Here is a 19,469-nt window from a genome sequence, read left to right as displayed (position 1 = left end):
TAGACCTTTGTCTTCCCTCTATAAAGACGAAGATCATAGTAAAAATCAGGGCATAAAATATGGATGAAAATTTAATGATGGTATGGCAGAAGTGCCTTCAGTTTATGCGGGATAATCTTAACGCAGCCGAAGACAATTCTGATCTCAAAAAACTTGAAAAATCGTTTGATTTACTGTTCGACAAAGTTCAGCCAATTTCTTTGGTTGAGAATAATCTTACGTTGATGGTTCCGAGCGATTTCTATAAAGAATATATTGAAGATAATTATCTGTCATTGCTTTCTGCTGCCCTGAAGAAAAATATTGGCAAAGGTGTTAAACTTTGGTATTCGGTAATGGAAAACAAACCGATAGGTCAGGAAAAACCCGTTACCATGAATATGAAAGGGAAATCTGTTCCTACACCAAAAGTTCAGGAAACAATGCCTCAAGGGTTTTCTTCTAATATTGTAAATCCTTTTGTAGTTCCGGGAATTAAAAAAGTAAATATAGATTCTAATCTTAAAGCAGATTTTTCTTTTGATAATTATGTAGAGGGAGAAAGCAATAAATTTGCTGCAACAGTAGCAAAATCTATTGCCAAAAGACCGGGAGCAACCGCTTTTAACCCTTTGTTTTTGTATGGAGGATATGGAGTGGGAAAAACTCACTTAGGTCAGGCTGTAGGATTAGAGGTAAAAAGCCAGTTTCCAGATAAAGTAGTGCTTTATCTTTCATCAGAAAAATTTATCCAGCAGTTTATTTCTGCTGCTAAAGCTCATAAACAGACAGAATTTGCCAATTTTTATCAAATGGTAGATGTTCTGATTATTGATGATATTCAGTTCTTATCTGGTAAATCTGCAACACAGGACAGTTTCTTTCATATTTTCGATTATCTGCACCAAAACGGAAAACAGATTATTTTAACTTCCGATAAAGCTCCGGTAGATATTATGGATATTCAGGACAGAATTGTTTCCCGTTTCAAATGGGGACTTTCTGCAGAAATAAAATCTCCGGATTTAGATACCAGAAAAAAAATTATCGAAGATAAATTAAGCAGAGACGGAATTGTTCTTACGGAAGATATGCTGGATTTTCTTGCCTCGGAAGCTAAAACGAATGTAAGAGAACTTATCGGAGTAATCAATTCAGTAATTGCGTATTCTACGATTTACAAATCTGATCTCAGTTTAGAGCTTTTAAAGGAAACTATTAATAAAATAGCTGCCAATCAGAAAAAAATCATCAATATTCCTTATATTCAGGAAGTGGTGTGCGATTATTTCGGTATTAAAAGAGAACAGCTTTTATCTAAAACAAGAAAAAGAGAAATTGCTCTTCCAAGACAATTGGCGATGTATTTCGCGAAAGAGTTTACCAATGCCACTTTTACCAAAATTGGAGAAGAAATGGGAGGAAAAGACCATTCTACAGTAATGTACGCATGCGAAACAATAAAAGATGTTTCTAAGATAGATAAAGAAGTAAAAAAATACGTAAAAGAGCTTACCGAAAAGATTAAAAGCTAATCGTTTTTATATAAGATAAAGAAATGGAGAGTAATTTTATTCTCCATTTTTTTATTTAGTTTTGTTGTGAAATTTTATTTAAAATATATTTGAAATCAGTGAAAATATTAATGGTTTGCCTAGGAAATATTTGTAGAAGCCCTTTGGCAGAGGGAATTTTGAAATCTAAACTTCCGGATACTTTTGAAGTAGATTCGGCAGGTACAATAGATATGCACCAAGGAAGCCAACCAGATAAAAGATCGGTGGAAATTGCTCTTAAAAACGGTTTGGATATTTCGGAACAATGTTCAAGGCCAATTCTGTTAAGCGATTTAGATTATTATGATAAAATTTACTGTATGGACAAGAATAATCTTCGTGATGTGCTTTCTCTTGCTAAAAATGAGCAACAAAAAAGTAAAGTCAGTTTACTGATGCAGGATCTCGGTCTGGAAAATTATTCAATAGAAGTTCCCGATCCTTATTGGAGCGGTGCGGAAGGCTTTGAAAAAGTTTTCAGACAGATATATGATGCCTGCGAAATAATCTCTAAAAAACTGATAAAATCTTTTGCTGAATCTCACAATTAATCAAAAATAAACAATTCATATTCTAAACTATGCTTTTTTTAATTCCTGCTTATCTTTCAGAGAATACATCTGTTAATCATTTTGCTCCGGTAATAAAAGATTATATTATGCAGACCGATTATTTTTTTGTCGAAAATGAAAAAACGGCAAGAAAAGTGGTGAAATTTTTTGCTCCCGAAAAAAAGCAGTCGGAACTGAAACTTTTTCTTTTAGATAAATATACCGAAAATTCAGATGTAAAAGAAGCTCAGCAACTGATGCTTCAAGGACAGGATTTCGGACTTTTATCCGAAGCCGGACTTCCATGTATTGCAGATCCCGGAAATCTCATGGTAAAGTGGTGTCATGAAAAAAATATAAGAGTTATTCCTATTTCTGGGCCTTCGTCTATAATTTTGGCACTCATTTCCAGTGGATTTAATGGTCAGGAATTTACTTTTAACGGATATCTTCCCATAGATAAAGGAGAAAAGAAAAAACAAATTCTGCATTTGGAAAATTTGGTTGATAAAACAGGATATTCTCAAATATTCATGGAAACTCCGTATAGAAATAATCAGCTTTTGGAGGATTTAATTAAATTTCTTTCTCCCCATACAAAACTCTGTATCGCAGCAAACATTAACGATCCCGAACTGGAATTCATCAAAACAAAAACCATTAAAGAATGGCAGAAACAAAAGCCAGAGCTTCATAAAATTCCTGCTGTATTTGTCTTGGGAAAATAATTTAACACCCGTTAACAATAATTTTGCATTATTCTTGTCTTTGTATGGCATAACTTTAAAAATAAAATATTATGTCAGAAAAAAAATTGGCGGGAATCTGGATAGATACGCATAAAGCGGTTGTTGTAAAAAATCATGATGCTCAAAATGCGTTCAAATTCTTTTTGTGCAGTCCGGTAAAAGCAACCATTCAGTATGGGAATTCTAGTGAAAATGCAGCTAATAATGCCGAGCAAACCAATAAAGTGAAGTTTTTTAAGGAAGTGGAGCATTTACTTACCAATTCAGAAGAAGTATATGTAACCGGACCGGGTACCATTCAGGAAGAATTTAAACATTATTTGCATGATACAGCACAGTTTAAAAATCTTAAAATTACGTTAGATACCGCACAGCAAATGTCTGATGAAGAGGTTTTAGAAACCGTGAAAAAACATTTCAACGCATAAAATAGTTGAACAAAAAAATCCGAAACTCAATGAGTTTCGGATTTTTTTATGGTTTTAAGATAATTCAAATAAAGTAATTTCCGGTAATACACCAACTCTTCCGGGGTAACCTAAAACTCCAAAACCCCGATTCACATACAATAATTTGCCTTCGCTTTCATATAAATCTGCCCATTTTGGATATTTATACTGTACTGGCGACCATTTGATGTTTTTTAAATCTAAACCGAACTGCATCCCATGTGTATGTCCTGATAAAGTTAAATGGATGTTTCCGGGATGTTTTTTTACCACATAATCGAAATGGGTAGGGTCGTGGCTCATTAATATTTTTGGTGCATCGGTTGGAACGTTTAGCAAAGCTTCATCAATCTTTCCAAATTGAGGAAATGGCTTCAAACCCCAGTTTTCTACGCCTAAAATATAAAGTTTTTCGCCATTTTTTTCTATGATGCGGTTTTCATTTCTTAATAAATCGAACCCTGCTTTTCTTTGATAATCTATGAGTGTTTCCAGATTGTTTTTCTTTTCGTCAAGAGACTTCCATGTTACATAATCTCCGTAATCATGATTTCCCAATACCGAAAATTTTCCATCCTTTGCGGAGATTTTAGAAAAAAGTGGTATGAATGGCTTAAATTCGTCTGCAACATTATTTACCATATCACCGGTAAATAAAACCAAATCTGGCTTTTGTTCATTAATTAAATCTATAGCGTGTTCCAGTTTGCTGGGATCCGAAAAACTTCCACTGTGGACATCTGATATCTGAATGATTTTATACCCTTTAAAGCTATTAGGAAGATTGGCTATTTTCACTTTAACTCTTCTTACTTTGTGACGGTATTTGCCAAAAGTAGCACCATCTATAAATAATGCCGAAAGCACACCTCCTAAACCAAGTCCCATTAAACTTAAAAACTTTCTTCTTTCAGGGAAAAAGTTTTCTGACGAGCGGGTGAACCCGAATAAATAACTTCCTGTTCTGAAAATGTCATCAATTAACAAAAATAAAAACACAAAGAGCTTAGGAATTATGAAAACCAATAACAAAATACTGATGATATGAGATTTAGTAGCATCTCGGTCACTTCTTTGAAAATTGAGAATTTCGTAAGTAAAAAGCGCGTAAATAAGAACATAAATACCAATATAACCCCATCTTATCCATGAATTATCGGTTAAAGTTCTTATTGCCTGGTAAATATAAATCTCAAGGAGAATGAATATTCCGGTAATGATCAAGAAATTTTTTTGCATACAATAAATTATATAAAAAAGCACAAAAGAAAAACTTCCTTTTGTGCAGATTTATTTTAATTATAGATAAATAATTTAAGGAAATTTATAAACAATAGCGTTAATATTCATTCCTGCACCAACGGAAGTCATTACAATGTTGCCTTTATCCTTAAACGAATGACCTTCCAGTTTTCCTTTAATAATTAAATCATACATCGTAGGAATTGTTGCAACGGAAGAATTTCCAAACTCCTGAATAGTCATAGGAGAGATAGAATGATCGTAATCTTTAATATCATAAAGTTTGTGAAGTCTTTCTATCATTGCATAATCCATCTTTGCATTTGCCTGGTGAATCAATATCTTATCAATATCTTCAATAGATAATCCGGCATCATCAATCGTTTCTTTTATAGCCACAGGAACATTTTTAAGAGCGTACTCGTAAATTTTTCTTCCCATCATTCTTACATATAATCTGCTTTGGTCTGCTTCTTTGTTGATAGAAGGTCCATTAGCAAGATATTCTAGCTCAACACCATTATCGCATATCGTATTATGGGCAATAATTCCTACATTTTCTTCATCGGTAGCTTTTACAACTACAGCTCCGGCTCCGTCTGCAAAAATCATTCTGTTTCTATCGTGAAGGTCTGTTACTCTGCTCAGGGTTTCTGCACCAATTACCAAAATAGTTTTTGCCACTTTGGCTTTAATTAGGTTATCAGCAAGAATCATTGCTTCTACCCAACCAGGACATCCGAACATCATATCGTAGGTAATACATTTTCTGTTCTTAATGCCAAGCATATTTTTTACTCTCGCTGCCATGTTAGGCATGAAATCGGCATAACCGTTTACAGTAACATCCCCGAAATTGCTTGCGTAAATAATATAATCTAAATCTTCACCATTAATATCTGCATCTTCTAGAGCTATTTTAGCCGCTTCGTAGCCGATTTTTGAATTTGAAAGGTCATCTTCAATAAATCTTCTGTTTTCTATCTCTGTAATTTCTACAAATTTCGAAATGGTTTCTTCAGCTGGCTTGTCAATCTTCAGCCCATCTTCCGTATAAAACTCTGAATCTAAGAAAAAATCTCTTCCAATAATTCTGTTAGGAAGATAAGATCCGGAACCAATAATGATTGTATTCGGCATTCGTTTGTATAATTTTTTAAAGTTGCAAAGTTAATAATTAATATTAATAAGAAAGAATTAAAAATATTATTAAATTTGCAAAAATTGTCTCAGACTATCTATGAAAAACAATCCTTCTTTAAAAGGCTTACTTGTTGCATTTCTTGTCTTTATAGCTGCTTTTGCCACTTATTATTTCTTTCTGGCGAAAAAAAATTATTATCTCGTAGATAATCCTACTCCTAATACTTATTATTTCAAAATAAACAATGGGGAAGAAGGGATTATTTCTGCCGGTCAGTACGTGAAAGTAGACCTGAATAAAGGGAAAAACTCTATAAAGGTTTTCGATCAGAACAAAAAAATGCTTTATGATTCTGCTTTCGAAGTTAATAAAATAAGAGGCTTAATTAATATAGCTCATAAAGATTATTACATTAATGATCAATATTATGGCTACAATCTTAAAAAAGATTCATTACTTTTGGCACTGAATAAAACCATGATAGACGGAAAACCCTATTTTGGAGGTGCAAAGCATTTCAATAAGCTTTACACAGAAGATTTTTACTACAATATAGACGAAGATTACGATCAGTTAATTAAGAATATCCAGAAAGTAGAATCGCGCTCTAAGATTTTCCGCAAACAGGATTATCTCAATTATTATAAAGAATATTATAAGTTTTAAGTTTTGACAAAAGATATCAACCAAGTTACTCCCTACAATTCAGACTCAAGCAAAAAAAGTCAGGTAGAGGATATGTTCGACAATATTGCGCCTAAATACGATTTGCTCAACCATGTTTTGTCTATGAAAATAGACGTGCTCTGGAGAAATGTTTTGGTGAAGTGGATGAAAAAAGATAACCCCGGAGAGGTTTTGGATGTAGCAACCGGAACTGGTGATCTTGCCATAGCAGTACAAAAAGGAACCGGTGCAAAAGTAGTTGGTTTAGATTTATCGCAACAAATGTTAAATGTTGGCGTTATTAAAATAAAAAAACTTAATTTAGACGGCAAAATTTCCATGCAAAAGGGTGATGCAGAGGGACTACCTTTCGAAGATAATAGATTTGATGCGGTTTCTGTAGCTTTTGGAGTGAGAAATTTTGAGAACCTTACCAAAGGTTTGGCAGAGTTAAGAAGAGTGGTAAAAGAAAATAAAAGTGTATATATTCTTGAATTTTCTAAGGTAGAAGGATTTTTAGGACCTTTTTATATGTTTTATTTTAAAAACATACTTCCTGCAATTGGCAGGCTGGTTTCTAAAGACAATATGGCATATACTTATCTTCCTGATTCTGTGAACGCTTTCCCGTATGGAGAAAAAATGAAACAGATTCTTACAGATACAGGATTTAAAAAAGTAGAATATAAAAAGCTAAGTTTAGGTATAGCCACAATTTATAAAGCAACAAAATAACCTATGAATAAATTTCTATTAAAAGCTCTGGTTTTGACCTCAGTAAATATTGCAGTTTTTGCAGACGCTCAATTTAGAACTCGTAACAGGATGGACAGGCTGGAGGAATTCGACCAGCAAAAGTTCAGTTGGGGTTTCTTTTTGAACGGGAATAAAATGGATTATCGCATTGTGCTGGATCCTAGATATGGGATGTACGATAATCATACATTGGTAAAATCTAAAGAAAGTTATAGTTTTGGTGCTGGTTTAATTACCAAATTCAGACTGAATGACTATTTGGATGTAAGAGTAGAGCCAGGTTTGCAGTTTGCCCAAAGACAACTTACTTTTAATACACAGACCAACGATTTTTACAAAGACGGGAATCCTCAAAACGCACCGTTTATTCCTATTGCATTGCAAGATAAAGACAAAGTAAGAGAGATTAAATCAACTTTAATAGATGTTCCTGTACTTTTAGAACTCCATGGAGAAAGATGGTATAATTCTAGACCTTACATTGCAGGTGGTGTAAATTATATCGTTAATTTACAGTCGAATTCTTCCTCTCCGGATGATAACTTACAGCAGACATTCAGGTCTACAACGCATAACTTTGCGTGGTCTGCAGAAATGGGAATTCAGTTTTATTTCAATAAATTTAAGTTAACTCCAGCGGTTAGAGGGACTTTCTTCATGAATAACGAAATGGTAGCAGATAATGCTACAACGCCGCCATATTGGTCTGCTGCAATTTCTACTTTGCAGACAAGAGCAGTAATGTTTGTTTTGAAGTTTGAATAAAATAACAAAAAATTAATAATAAAAGGAGTTGCTTGGCATCTCCTTTTTTGTTTTTTTCAAAATATAGAGATATTTATTTTTATTGATGGCAATATTTTCCTATTTTTGCTATAAGTTAGAATATAAAGCCTGAAATGCTTCAAGAACTAGAAACTCAATTTTCAGAACTGGAAAAAAGGATTCTGAATCTTCAGAAAAGTTATCAGAATCTTTCTGAAAAATTTTCTGATCTCAGCGAGGAGCATCAAGAACTGAAAAAGAAATATGAAGAGGAAAGAAAGAAAAATCAGGTATTAGCAGAAGAACAGAAAAATATAAAATTGTATTCGGCAATATCAGGAAATCCTGAACACAACAGACTCATGAAAAACCATATCAACAGATTGGTGAAAGAAGTAGACTTTTGTATTGCGCAGCTTCAAAACAGCGGATTATAATGGAGGTAAGGAGAATAACCATTAATATTGCAGGAAGAATTTATCCTCTGAACGTACCCGCAGCCGAGGAAGAAACCTTACGCAAAGTGGGGAAGCAAATAGAAAATATGATTAAAGATTTTGAACAAAATTTTGATGTAAGAGATAAACAGGATGCTTTGGCTATGTGTGCCCTTAAGTTGGGAACTAATGCTGAAGTGGTGAGTCTTAATCATGAAAAAAATATAAAATCTTCCAGCGAACGATTGAAAAACATAAATCAGACTCTGGAAGAATTTGGGAATTAGTAATTTTCCCAAGAAAATCTGCCTACAGTAATTCTAACACATTAAAGGTAAACTCAACGCTAAACAATTACCGAACAAATGTCCATTGAATGGCGTGCCGGAATTCCGGATTACAGACAGTGGAAATCAGTTCAAATCGTGTTGATTAGGAGTTTACTCTATATCACTGGATTACTGTAGGTTTTTTTGTGGGTATTTATGAAAATATAACATTGCGAAAATGTTTAATTTATACAATATCAATAAACAATTAGACAATTAAAACTCAATATATACTATGACAGCAACCGCTATTATTATAAGCGTTATTTGTCTGGTAATCGGAGCGGTAATAGGGATGGTTTTCTCTAAAAGTTCGCTGAATACCAAGGCAAAATTTATTATAGACGATGCAAAGAAAAATGCAGATAATTTGTTGGATAAAGCTACAGTACAGGCAGAATCCATAAAAAAAGAAAAACATCTCCAGGCAAAAGAAAAGTTTCTGGAACTTAAATCTCAGCATGATGCAGACATTCAGGTAAGAGAAAAGAAAATGCAGGAGGGGGAAAAGCGTATTAAAGATAAAGAAAATAAGCTGAATGATGAGCTTAGTAAAACCGGAAAACTAGAAAAAGATCTGGATAAGCAAATTGCTGATTACGCAAAAAAGAATGAAATTTTAGAGAAAAAACAGCATGAACTTGATTCTGCTACTGCTAAAAAAGTAGAAATGCTGGAAAGAATTTCTAACTACACAGCAGAAGAAGCTAAGGCAGAATTGGTAGAAACCATGAGAGCTGAAGCCAAAACAAGAGCTCAGGCACATGTTCAGAGCATCATGGAAGAAGCTCAGCTAAATGCAAAGAGTGAGGCTCGTAAAATTGTAATTCAGACAATCCAGAGAATTGGTACAGAGCAGGCAATCGAAAATTCAGTTTCTGTGTTCAATATTGAATCTGATGAAGTAAAAGGTAGAATTATTGGTAGAGAAGGTAGAAATATCCGTGCTTTGGAGGCTGTTACAGGTGTAGAAATTATTGTAGATGATACTCCGGAAGCAATTTTACTTTCATGTTTCGATCCTGTAAGGAGAGAAATTGCAAGATTATCACTTCACAGATTGGTTACAGACGGAAGAATTCACCCTGCAAGAATTGAAGAAGTTGTAGAGAAAACAAGAAAACAGATAGAAGAAGAAATTATAGAAGTAGGGAAAAGAACGATTATAGACTTAGGTATTCACGGTTTGCATCCTGAATTGGTGAAAATTGTTGGTCGTATGAAATACCGTTCTTCTTACGGGCAAAATCTTTTGCAGCACTCAAGAGAAGTTGCCAATATTGCGGCAACAATGGCTGCTGAATTAGGCCTGAATGTAAAATTAGCGAAAAGAGCCGGTTTATTACATGATATTGGTAAAGTTCCGGAGCAGGAGTCTGAACTTCCACATGCTTTATTGGGAATGCAGTGGGCAGAAAAATATGGTGAAAATGCAGAAGTTGTTAATGCAATCGGTGCACACCACGATGAAGTGGAAATGACTTCTCTTTTATCTCCAATTATTCAGGTTGCAGATGCTATTTCGGGAGCAAGACCGGGAGCAAGACGTCAGGTTTTAGAATCATATATTCAGAGATTGAAAGATCTGGAAGCTGCAGCTTTAAGTTTTGAAGGAGTATCTTCTGCTTATGCAATTCAGGCTGGTAGAGAACTGAGAGTTATGGTAGAAAGTGGCAGAGTAAATGACGAGATTGCAGCACAGCTTTCTTACGATATTTCAGAGAAAATTCAGAATGAACTTACTTATCCGGGACAAGTAAAAGTTACGGTGATCAGAGAAACCAGAGCCGTAAATATTGCTCGATAATTCAGGTTACAAAATAATATGAGTCCTTTCAGAGAAATTTGAAAGGATTTTTTTTAGAAATTATAATTAATAACGGATTTTAACGAGCAGGAACTTCAAATTGAGTGATTATTCATATTGAAGTTTTCAATTCTAATTTATCCGTATTTTTGCAAAAAATCATAATTGTGATTAATAACGAACAAATAAAAGATACTCAGCTAAGAATAGAAGATCTTCACAGATACCTTCAGATTGATAAAAAGAAGATTGAAATTTCTAATGATGACGAAAAAACAGCTGCTCCCGAATTTTGGGATAATCCTAAAACGGCAGAAGCATTTTTGAAACAGCTTCGTTCTAAAAAGAAATGGGTGGAAGCTTACGAAGAAATCAATACTCAGTTTGAAGATTTGCAGGTTTTAATAGAGTTTGCCAAAGAAGATCCCGAATCCGAAAAAGAACTAGACGAGTCTTTTCCTTGGCTTTTGGAAAAAATAGAAGATTTAGAATTCAAAAATATGCTTTCTAATGAAGGCGACGAGTTGTCTGCTGTTTTACAAATTACAGCGGGTGCAGGGGGAACTGAAAGTTGCGATTGGGCTTCGATGCTTATGAGAATGTACACCATGTGGGCAGAAAAACAAGGCTATAAAATACGTGAGCTGAACTTTCAGGAAGGTGATGTTGCAGGGGTAAAAACGGTTACGCTGGAAATTGAAGGTGAATTTGCCTTTGGATATCTACGAGGCGAAAACGGAGTACACCGTTTGGTAAGAATTTCTCCTTTCGATTCTAATGCGAAACGACATACCAGTTTTGTATCTGTATATGTTTATCCTTTGGTAGACGATACCATAGAAATTAATATTAACCCTGCAGACATTTCTTTTGAAACCATGCGTAGTTCCGGAGCTGGAGGACAGAATGTAAATAAAGTGGAAACAGCAGTTCGTCTTCGTCACGCTCCTACAGGAATTATCATCGAAAATTCAGAATCTCGATCTCAGCTTCAGAATAAAGAAAAAGCCATGCAGTTGTTGCGTTCTAGGTTATATGAAATGGAACTTGAAGAGAGAATGAAAGCCCGAAACGAGATTGAAGCCAATAAAATGAAAATAGAATGGGGAAGTCAGATCCGAAATTATGTGATGCATCCATATAAACTCGTAAAAGATGTCCGTTCGGGTTATGAAACCTCCGATGTAGATGCGGTAATGAATGGTAACCTTACTCCATTTTTAAAAGCATTTTTAATGGCAGACGGAACAGCGGTTTCAGAAGACGATTTAGACCTATAAATCTGGTATAAGAATTTTCGTTAAAATATGCTAATATATTTCCTTTTCAAGAGTATTAAGCTTATTTTTGCTACACATCATTATTTATGGAAGATATCAATAGTTGGAAAGATTTATTAAACCCTGAACTTTATATTAAAATGGGAGGGTTTTGGCTTATTTTATTCATCGTATTTGCCGAAACAGGTTTATTTATTGGGTTTTTCTTACCGGGAGACTCACTGCTTTTCGTGTCAGGAATTTACGCCGTTGAAATTATTAAAGAAACTTTTGGTTCTACAGGTAGTGATTTTTTAGATACTACATTATTATCTTCTGCGGTTGCTTTTGCTGCAATTGTTGGTAATCAGGTAGGGTATTGGTTCGGGCGTAAAACAGGTCCTGCTTTGTACAATAAAAAAGATACAATGCTCTTCAAAAAGAAATATTTGTATCAGGCTCACGATTTTTTTGAAAAAAATGGGGCTTTGGCAATTATAATGGCTAGATTTTTACCGGTTGTAAGAACTTTTATGCCGATTGTTGCAGGGATTGTAAAGATGGACAGAAAACAGTTCGTAAGAGATAACATCATTGGGGGTATATTATGGTCTTTTATCCTGATTTTTGCCGGACATTATCTTAATGAACTTTTCCGAGCTCAGTTTGGAATAGATTTAAAGGATAAACTGGAATTTATCATTATCGTTATTGTTCTTATTACCACTGTCCCTGTTATTCTTAAATTTGTATTTGGAGCCCCAAAAGGAAATCCAAAACTTGAAGACGAAAGACTGGAAGAGCTTATAGATAAAGAAGAAGATTAAAAAATAGAATAACCTGCATTTTTGCGGGTTATTTTTTTATCCATTCCAAAATTGCGGGATATATAATGGTATCTCTCTTTTTTTTATTGAAAAATCTCGGAGCGTGCCCTGTTTTATCCATAAAAATAAATTGATGGGGAACTTTCTTTTCAGTTAGAGCAGAATCTAATGCTAAACCTTGTCTGTAATTCACTAAAAAATCCTGATTTCCCTGAAATAATAGAGTCGGAACATTACTGATATTTGCTATCGGACTTGCTGTTTTGAATTCTTCCGAGAGATTTTTTCGGTTAAAGTTCGAACCTACCATTTTTTGTACAGTTCTAGAAGTGTATCTGGAATAAAAAGAATGCAAATATTCTGAAGAATAGAAGTCTGTGGGCGCACTTAGAGAGATGATTTTTTTAATTCTTTCTGGGTTTCTGTACCCGTAAAGCAAAGCAAGATGTCCTCCTGCACTTTCGCCCAAAATGATATAATGATTTGGAAGAAGCTCGGCTTTTTCCGAAAGAGAATTGAATTTTTCAATCGCTGAATGAATATCTTCTAGCTGATCTCTGTAAGTAATATTTTTAGAAACCAAACGGTAATTGATGTTGATGCTTGGAATGCTATTTTCAAACAACAATTTCTGAATATTAATCATGTGTTCTTTGCGTCCGTATTTCCATGCACCACCATGCACAAGCAAAACGACAGGAGAATCTTTAGAATATTCTGCGGGTAAAAAAATGTCCATTTTTTGGCGTTTATGTTCGCCATATTTCAAATTGTAGATTTTCTGACTATTATTTCCCACCCAAACCCGAAATTTTGTGTTGCAAGAATTCAAAATAAAAACACTTAATCCTAAAAAAATAATAGGGAATTTCAGAACCAGTTTTTTCATTAAGTAAAGATATAAAGAAAACTATAATTTCTAATGAGGAATTATTCAATCTTTTATGCTGAAAACAGAATCGAAAAGTTGCCAAAATTAAAATTTATCCTAAAAAAATCTATACTTTTGCGGGGTATTAACAAAGATTAAAAATTACTTAAAATATGGCTTCAGGTTTTTTTGCAATTTTAGACGATATTGCTGCTTTAATGGATGATGTAGCGGTTACAAGTAAGATTGCAACCCAAAAAACAGCAGGAATTCTTGGGGACGATCTTGCGGTAAATGCAGAAAAAGCCACCGGTTTCCTATCTTCAAGAGAAATTCCGGTACTAATGAAGATTATGAAGGGGTCATTCATCAATAAATTGATTATTATACCTTTTGTATTTCTTTTAGAATGGCTCTATTCTCCGGCAATTAGTTTTATTTTAATTATTGGTGGATTTTACCTTGCATACGAAGGAGTAGAAAAAATTGTAGAATTTTTATTTCACAGAGAGAAAAAAGGACAGGAAGTTATAGAAGAATCGGATGATGTTGTGGAAGATGGCGAAGTTGCAGAAAAAACAAAAGTAAAATCTGCCATCACAACAGATTTTATTCTTTCTCTGGAAATCGTCATCATAGCACTTGCTTCTGCAAAAACAGGTTACGAAAGCTTAAAATCTCAATTTGATCCTTTTCTAGTGGAAATTGTTACCGTTTCTATTGTTTCCATTATTGCAACGATTGGGGTTTATGGAATTGTCGCACTCATTGTTAGAATGGATGATGCTGGTTTTAAACTGATTAAAAAAAGTAACGATAAAGGTATAATAAGTAAATTAGGACATTTGCTTGTAAAAGCTCTTCCTTTCGTGATTAAGGCTTTGGGCGTAGTCGGAACTATTGCTTTAATCTTGGTTGCAGGGGGAATTTTCGATCATAATATAGCCGTACTTCATCATGTTTTACCAGATTGGAATGAAATGCTTAAACATATTATTTACGGTCTTACAGGCGGTTTAATAGCTTTGATTTTGATAAGTGCTGGAAAAAAAATATATACTCTGGCTACCAAAAAAGTTTAAATTCACTAAAATACTGATACATCCTCATTCCGTATGGTTTGAGGATTTTTTATTGCAGTTTTAGTCTGGAAGACTACATCCAGATATTGTTATAACTGAAAAATTACCCTAACTTTACATTCTCTTTTTTAAAATAAAAAGCTAGAAAAAAGTTACATGTATTTAGTTTTTGACACAGAAACCACGGGTTTACCAAAGAATTTCAACGCTCCTCTTTCGGATTCAGATAACTGGCCAAGAATGGTGCAGATTGCATGGCAGCTGCATGATGATGACGGAACTTTAATTGAAAATCAGGATTATATCATAAAACCGGAAGGATATGATATTCCTTTCAACGCGGCAAGAATTCACGGGATTACCACCAAAATTGCTCAGGAAGAAGGTCGCAATCTGGAAGAAATTCTTAACGAATTTTCTAAAGTTTTAGAAAAAGTAAGAGTAGTTTCCGGACATAATGTGGAGTTTGACTATAACATCGTAGGAGCCGAGTTTTACCGAAAAAATATAAAGGATAACCTTCAGGAAAAGCCTAAAGCCGATACCATGATTCTGGGGACAGATTATTGTCAGCTTGGTGGCGGAAAAGGTGGACGTTACAAATCTCCCAAACTGGAAGAATTGTATGAAAAACTATACGGTCATAAATTTGATGAAGCTCACAATGCGGCTGCCGATGTTAATGCAACGGCTCAGGTTTTCTTTGAAATGATGAGAATCGGGGTAATTCCGGCGGAGATTTTAAAAATTTCTGAAGATCAGCTCTCTTATTTTAAAACGCTTTATCCCAATCCGATCAAGCCTTTCAATATTGTTATCAGAAGGCAGGTTGCAGACTTCAACAGTAAGAAAAAGCAACAGGATTTTGGAAGTGTTGAAGATATTGATCTTGGAAAATATTTTAATTTTAATAATCACAGTGTTTTTTCTACTTTAACGGCTACTTCTAGTTTTAATGATTTAATTAAAAAAGCCGCAGACGACAATTTTCCTGCTGTGGGAATGGTAGATTTGGGGAATATGATGGGGGCTTTCAAGTTTGTTTCGGCAATAGAAGGTGCGAATGGTGACCGGGCGAAAAAGCATAAAGAATATCTGGTAAAAAAACAGGAAGCAGAAGAAAAGGGAGAAGAATTTAATGAAGAAGAACCTGTTTCAGAACCTTTGATACCGGTTGTAGGCTGCGAATTTTACATTTCAGACCGCTACGAACAGAAGCAGTTTACCAAAGATGATCCGGACAGAAGAACACAGGTGGTTTTGCTGGCAAAAGATTTTAACGGATATAAAAATTTAGCTAAACTTTCAAGTATCGGTTTTCTCAAAGGCTTTTATTTTGGAGTTCCAAGGATCAGCCGTGAACTTATTGCTGAATATAAGGAAGGAGTTATTGCTTTAACATCGGGGATTCACGGGGATATTCCGGATGCTATTCTCAATACTGGTGAACAGAAAGGAGAGGAGCTTTTCAAATGGTGGAAAGATACTTTTCTAGATGATTTCTATGTTCAGATTCAAAATCACAAGCTGCCCGAAGAAGAACATTTGAATGATGTTTTACTTCATTTTGCAGATAAATACAGTGTTAAAATTTTAGCTCAGAACGAAACTTTTTATACCAATAAAGATGATGCCAATATTCAGGATATCGTAAGCTGTATTAAAGACGGAGAGAAGCTTACAACGCCTGTAGGTAAAGGTTTTGGTAAAAGAAGAGGTTTGGCGACAGGCGAGTATTACATCAAAAATTCTGATGAAATTAAAGAAGCATTTTTAGCCTATCCCGATGCTTTTGAGGCATATGAAGAATTTACGGCTAAATTTAAACCCTATACTTTAAAAAGAGATGTTCTTTTGCCGAAATTTGATATTCCGGAACAGTTTATTCATCCTGAAGATGATATAGATGGCGGAAAGCGGGGCGAAATGGCCTATTTAACTCATTTAACATACGAAGGTGCAAAAAAAAGATACGAAGCAACCGGAATTACTCCCGAAATAAAAGAACGTCTTGATTTCGAACTGGAAGTAGTTGCCAATACGGGCTATCCGGGTTACTTTTTGATTGTGCAGGATTTCTGTAACGAAGCCCGTAAAATGGGAGTTTGGGTAGGTCCCGGTCGTGGTTCTGCAGCAGGTTCTGCCGTTGCGTATTGTATTGGGATTACCAATGTAGATCCTATAAAATACGATCTTCTTTTTGAAAGATTTTTGAATCCGGAAAGGGTTTCTATGCCCGATATTGATATTGACTTCGATGATGAAGGTCGAGATAAAATCATTAAATGGGTGGTAGAAAAATACGGTAAAACTCAGGTGGCGCAGATTATTACTTATTCTGTTTTGGGTGGCAAATCGGCAATTAAGGATGCCGGAAGAGTTTTAGATGTGCCGATTCCCGATACCAATAATATTGCGAAGCTTATCCCGCCAAGTCCGGGGATGAATATTGCCAAAGCTTTATCTAAATATGATAAACTGAAGCCGGAAGAACAGCAGCTCGTTGATGAGATGAAATACGTTCTGAATACTCCAGATGATGCCCGACACGATGTGTTGGCAAGTGCCAAAAAGATGGAAGGCTGCATCAGAAATACAGGAATTCACGCATGCGGGGTCATCATTACACCTGAAGATGTAAGTAATTTGGTTCCTGTAACCATTGCGGCAAAAGATGCTGATATTTTGGTGTCTCAGTTTGATAACTCGGTGGCAGAAAGTGCAGGACTTTTGAAGATGGACTTTTTGGGGCTCAGAACTTTAACCATTATAAAAGATGCCTTAAAACTGGTAAAAGCCAGATATAATGTTGATATTGATCCGGATTTGATTCCGCTTGATGATGCAAAAACCTATCAGCTTTTTAAAGAAGGAAGAACGGTCGGGATTTTCCAGTATGAAAGTCCGGGAATGCAGAAATATATGCGAGAACTGAAGCCTACGGTTTTTGCCGATCTCATTGCTATGAACGCCCTTTATCGCCCGGGACCTATTAAATATATTCCGAATTTTATTAACCGTAAACACGGAATTGAGGAAATTGTTTACGATTTACCCGAAACCGAAGAATATTTAAAAGAAACTTATGGTATTACCGTTTATCAGGAGCAGGTAATGCTTCTTTCTCAAAAACTGGCGAACTTTACCAAAGGTGAAGCCGATACGCTGAGAAAAGCAATGGGTAAAAAGCAGATAGACGTTCTGAACAAAATGTACCCGAAATTTATTGAGGGCGGAAGGAAAAATAACCTTAATGAAGAACGTTTAGAAAAAATCTGGAATGACTGGAAAGCCTTTGCAGAATATGCTTTCAACAAATCTCACTCTACTTGCTACGCCTTCATTGCTTATCAGACTGCTTATCTGAAGGCCAATTATCCGGCAGAATATATGGCGAGTGTAATGAGCAATAACATTAACAATACCGACTCTATTACCATGTTTATGGAAGACTGTAAAAATATTGGTGTAGATGTTTTGGGGCCTGATGTGAATGAATCTCAGTATAAATTTTCTGTAAACGAAAAAGGGCAGATCCGTTTTGGTCTTGGAGCGATTAAAGGAATTGGAGAGGGACCAAGTGAAGCGATTACGAAAGAAAGAGAAAACGGAAAATTCAAAAATATTTATGATTTTTTTGAAAGAATTTTACCTTCCCAAATGAATAAAAGAGTAGCCGAAAGTTTGGTTTTGGCAGGAGCTTTTGATGAATTGGATGCCTATCACCGCGGTCAGTATTTTGATATTGATATGGCTGGAAGAACCAATTTAGAAAGATTGATCCGTTACGGACAAAGTTTTCAGGAAAGTAAAAACGAAATGGAGAATTCTCTTTTTGCCGATTTTGCCGAAGAAGTTCAGATTGAGCAGCCAAAATTGCTTCCTTGTCCGGAGTGGCCAAACATGCATAAGCTCAATAAAGAAAAAGAAATTATTGGCTTCTACCTTTCGGCACATCCGCTTGATGAATTCAAATATCAGTTCCAGTTTATGCAGGGGCAACTGTCTAAAAATGCAGTATTGGAAAAAGGTGAGGAGATAAAACCTATTATTGAGGAGGTTCCGATTATTGAGCAGGATAAAACGGAAGATTTAACAGATTTAGCAGAAATTATTTCGGATGATATTGTGGCGGGAGAAGAGGAAGAAATTATTGAAGAAATCACTAAAAAAGCAGAACCAAAGGGTATTTTCGGATTTTTGAATCTGGATGAGGTTGATACTTATAAAGAGCAGGCTTTTGCCAACAAACAGGAAGAACTCTTTGAAGAAAAGAAAAAAGACTGGAAAACAATTCAGAAAGAAAGAGAAAACGGCGGTGGCGGAAAAGAATATACTGTGGCAGGCTTAATAACTGAATATGTGGTAAAAGACGGTTTCAGAAGTGGTGAAAAAGTGGCTTTTCTTACCTTGGAAGATTATTCAGGATCTTATTCTTTCAGATTAGGCGATAGAGATTATATGAAACTGAAAGAAAAGCTTGAAGTACAGCGGTTTGTTATTTTAAAAATAAAATTTGCACAGGTAAAAGACGGAAGAGTTTTTGTGAATGTAAATGAGGTAATTGAGCTACAGGAAGCTTTTGAAAAATACGCCAAAAGTATTTCTTTAGTAATGGATGTGATGGATTTCCGTCCGGAAGATTTAAACTTTTTCCGTACTGTTCTGGAGAGAAATCAAGGTTCACAGAAAATTAAGTTTTTTATTAAAAACAATGATGATGACTCTCAAATAGAATTACAATCTATGAAACAGTCTGTCGATCTTAATGGAGATCTTATAAAGGAGATTCAGCTTTTAAATAAGTATGAGTTTTATTTGAATTAATGTATCTCTAAAATATTAAATATAAATCGCAGTTCAGATTATTTTGAACTGCGATTTTATTTGAAATTAATTTAATTGTTAATAAATAGAATATGATTGTTTATCATAGAATTAAACAAATGTTTAGTAAATTTTTAATGCTTTTGAGTTTGTTATAGTAAATTTTTAAAGAA

The 19,469-nt window shown here is 34.7% G+C and carries 17 protein-coding genes; 14 read left to right on the top strand and 3 right to left on the bottom strand.

Translation table 11 applies throughout. The annotated features are described in order from the left end of the window. Positions 1-59: 59 nt before the first annotated feature. The 4 genes from dnaA to MTP08_RS08670 all read left to right on the top strand — a co-directional run bounded on the left by dnaA (position 60) and on the right by MTP08_RS08670 (position 3,263). Positions 60-1,514: a chromosomal replication initiator protein DnaA gene (gene dnaA, locus MTP08_RS08685; RefSeq protein ID WP_243575649.1), complete on the top strand. Its 1,455-nt coding sequence runs from the start codon at positions 60-62 to the stop codon at positions 1,512-1,514. Positions 1,515-1,612: 98 nt separating this feature from the next. Further along, positions 1,613-2,086 carry a low molecular weight protein-tyrosine-phosphatase gene (locus MTP08_RS08680; RefSeq protein ID WP_243575648.1) on the top strand — a complete coding sequence of 158 codons (474 nt, stop codon included), beginning with the start codon at positions 1,613-1,615 and terminating at the stop codon, positions 2,084-2,086. Positions 2,087-2,115: 29 nt separating this feature from the next. After that, a complete protein-coding gene (locus MTP08_RS08675) occupies positions 2,116-2,814 on the top strand; it encodes an SAM-dependent methyltransferase (protein WP_243575647.1) in 699 nt (232 codons plus the stop codon). Positions 2,815-2,885: 71 nt separating this feature from the next. Then, on the top strand, positions 2,886-3,263 hold the full coding sequence (locus tag MTP08_RS08670) for a hypothetical protein (protein ID WP_243575646.1): 378 nt from the start codon (positions 2,886-2,888) through the stop codon (positions 3,261-3,263). A gap of 54 nt (positions 3,264-3,317) precedes the next feature. Here MTP08_RS08670 and MTP08_RS08665 read toward each other — a convergent pair whose 3' ends face one another. Both MTP08_RS08665 and MTP08_RS08660 read right to left on the bottom strand, forming a co-directional pair. Beyond that, positions 3,318-4,523, bottom strand: coding sequence for a metallophosphoesterase (locus MTP08_RS08665; protein ID WP_243575645.1), 1,206 nt, complete (start codon positions 4,521-4,523; stop codon positions 3,318-3,320). A 75-nt stretch (positions 4,524-4,598) separates the two neighbouring features. Then, complete coding sequence (locus MTP08_RS08660; protein ID WP_243575644.1) at positions 4,599-5,666, bottom strand: 3-oxoacyl-ACP synthase III family protein; 1,068 nt, start codon at positions 5,664-5,666, stop codon at positions 4,599-4,601. Between the two features lie 100 nt (positions 5,667-5,766). On the opposite strand from MTP08_RS08660, the gene MTP08_RS08655 reads away from it, so the two are divergent. The 8 genes from MTP08_RS08655 (at position 5,767) to MTP08_RS08620 (ending at position 12,516) form a co-directional block, all read left to right on the top strand. Continuing rightward, positions 5,767-6,336: a hypothetical protein gene (locus MTP08_RS08655; protein WP_243575643.1), complete on the top strand. Its 570-nt coding sequence runs from the start codon at positions 5,767-5,769 to the stop codon at positions 6,334-6,336. Between the two features lie 72 nt (positions 6,337-6,408). Beyond that, positions 6,409-7,071, top strand: coding sequence for a bifunctional demethylmenaquinone methyltransferase/2-methoxy-6-polyprenyl-1,4-benzoquinol methylase UbiE (gene ubiE / locus MTP08_RS08650; protein ID WP_243577739.1), 663 nt, complete (start codon positions 6,409-6,411; stop codon positions 7,069-7,071). A gap of 3 nt (positions 7,072-7,074) precedes the next feature. Next, positions 7,075-7,857, top strand: coding sequence for a type IX secretion/gliding motility protein PorT/SprT (gene porT, locus MTP08_RS08645; RefSeq protein WP_243575642.1), 783 nt, complete (start codon positions 7,075-7,077; stop codon positions 7,855-7,857). Between the two features lie 134 nt (positions 7,858-7,991). Next, positions 7,992-8,294: a hypothetical protein gene (locus MTP08_RS08640; RefSeq protein WP_209389406.1), complete on the top strand. Its 303-nt coding sequence runs from the start codon at positions 7,992-7,994 to the stop codon at positions 8,292-8,294. Beyond that, the gene (locus MTP08_RS08635; protein WP_243575641.1) at positions 8,294-8,581 is read left to right on the top strand and encodes a cell division protein ZapA; all 288 of its coding nucleotides are present in this window, start codon (positions 8,294-8,296) and stop codon (positions 8,579-8,581) included. Before MTP08_RS08640 ends, MTP08_RS08635 begins: the two co-directional genes overlap by 1 nt. A 277-nt stretch (positions 8,582-8,858) precedes the next feature. Beyond that, positions 8,859-10,430: a ribonuclease Y gene (rny, locus tag MTP08_RS08630; protein WP_209389404.1), complete on the top strand. Its 1,572-nt coding sequence runs from the start codon at positions 8,859-8,861 to the stop codon at positions 10,428-10,430. Positions 10,431-10,597: 167 nt separating this feature from the next. Next, positions 10,598-11,710 carry a peptide chain release factor 2 gene (gene prfB, locus MTP08_RS08625; protein ID WP_243575640.1) on the top strand — a complete coding sequence of 371 codons (1,113 nt, stop codon included), beginning with the start codon at positions 10,598-10,600 and terminating at the stop codon, positions 11,708-11,710. An 86-nt stretch (positions 11,711-11,796) separates the two neighbouring features. Then, positions 11,797-12,516 (top strand): DedA family protein, encoded by a 720-nt coding sequence (locus tag MTP08_RS08620; protein WP_209389402.1) that lies wholly within the window; start codon positions 11,797-11,799, stop codon positions 12,514-12,516. A gap of 28 nt (positions 12,517-12,544) precedes the next feature. On the opposite strand, the gene MTP08_RS08615 is transcribed toward MTP08_RS08620, so the two are convergent. Continuing rightward, positions 12,545-13,255: an alpha/beta hydrolase gene (locus MTP08_RS08615; RefSeq protein WP_243575639.1), complete on the bottom strand. Its 711-nt coding sequence runs from the start codon at positions 13,253-13,255 to the stop codon at positions 12,545-12,547. A 305-nt stretch (positions 13,256-13,560) separates the two neighbouring features. Here MTP08_RS08615 and MTP08_RS08610 point away from each other — a divergent pair, with 305 nt between their 5' ends. After that, complete coding sequence (locus MTP08_RS08610; RefSeq protein ID WP_243575638.1) at positions 13,561-14,469, top strand: DUF808 family protein; 909 nt, start codon at positions 13,561-13,563, stop codon at positions 14,467-14,469. A gap of 156 nt (positions 14,470-14,625) precedes the next feature. After that, the gene (gene dnaE, locus MTP08_RS08605; RefSeq protein WP_243575637.1) at positions 14,626-19,296 is read left to right on the top strand and encodes a DNA polymerase III subunit alpha; all 4,671 of its coding nucleotides are present in this window, start codon (positions 14,626-14,628) and stop codon (positions 19,294-19,296) included. The last annotated feature ends 173 nt before the right edge of the window (positions 19,297-19,469 follow it).

It is taken from the genome of Chryseobacterium oryzae, assembly GCF_022811665.1.
Taxonomy (GTDB): domain Bacteria; phylum Bacteroidota; class Bacteroidia; order Flavobacteriales; family Weeksellaceae; genus Chryseobacterium; species Chryseobacterium oryzae.
The sequence above is the reverse complement of the archived record's forward strand: the minus strand, read 5'-3'. Positions and strand labels throughout refer to the sequence as shown.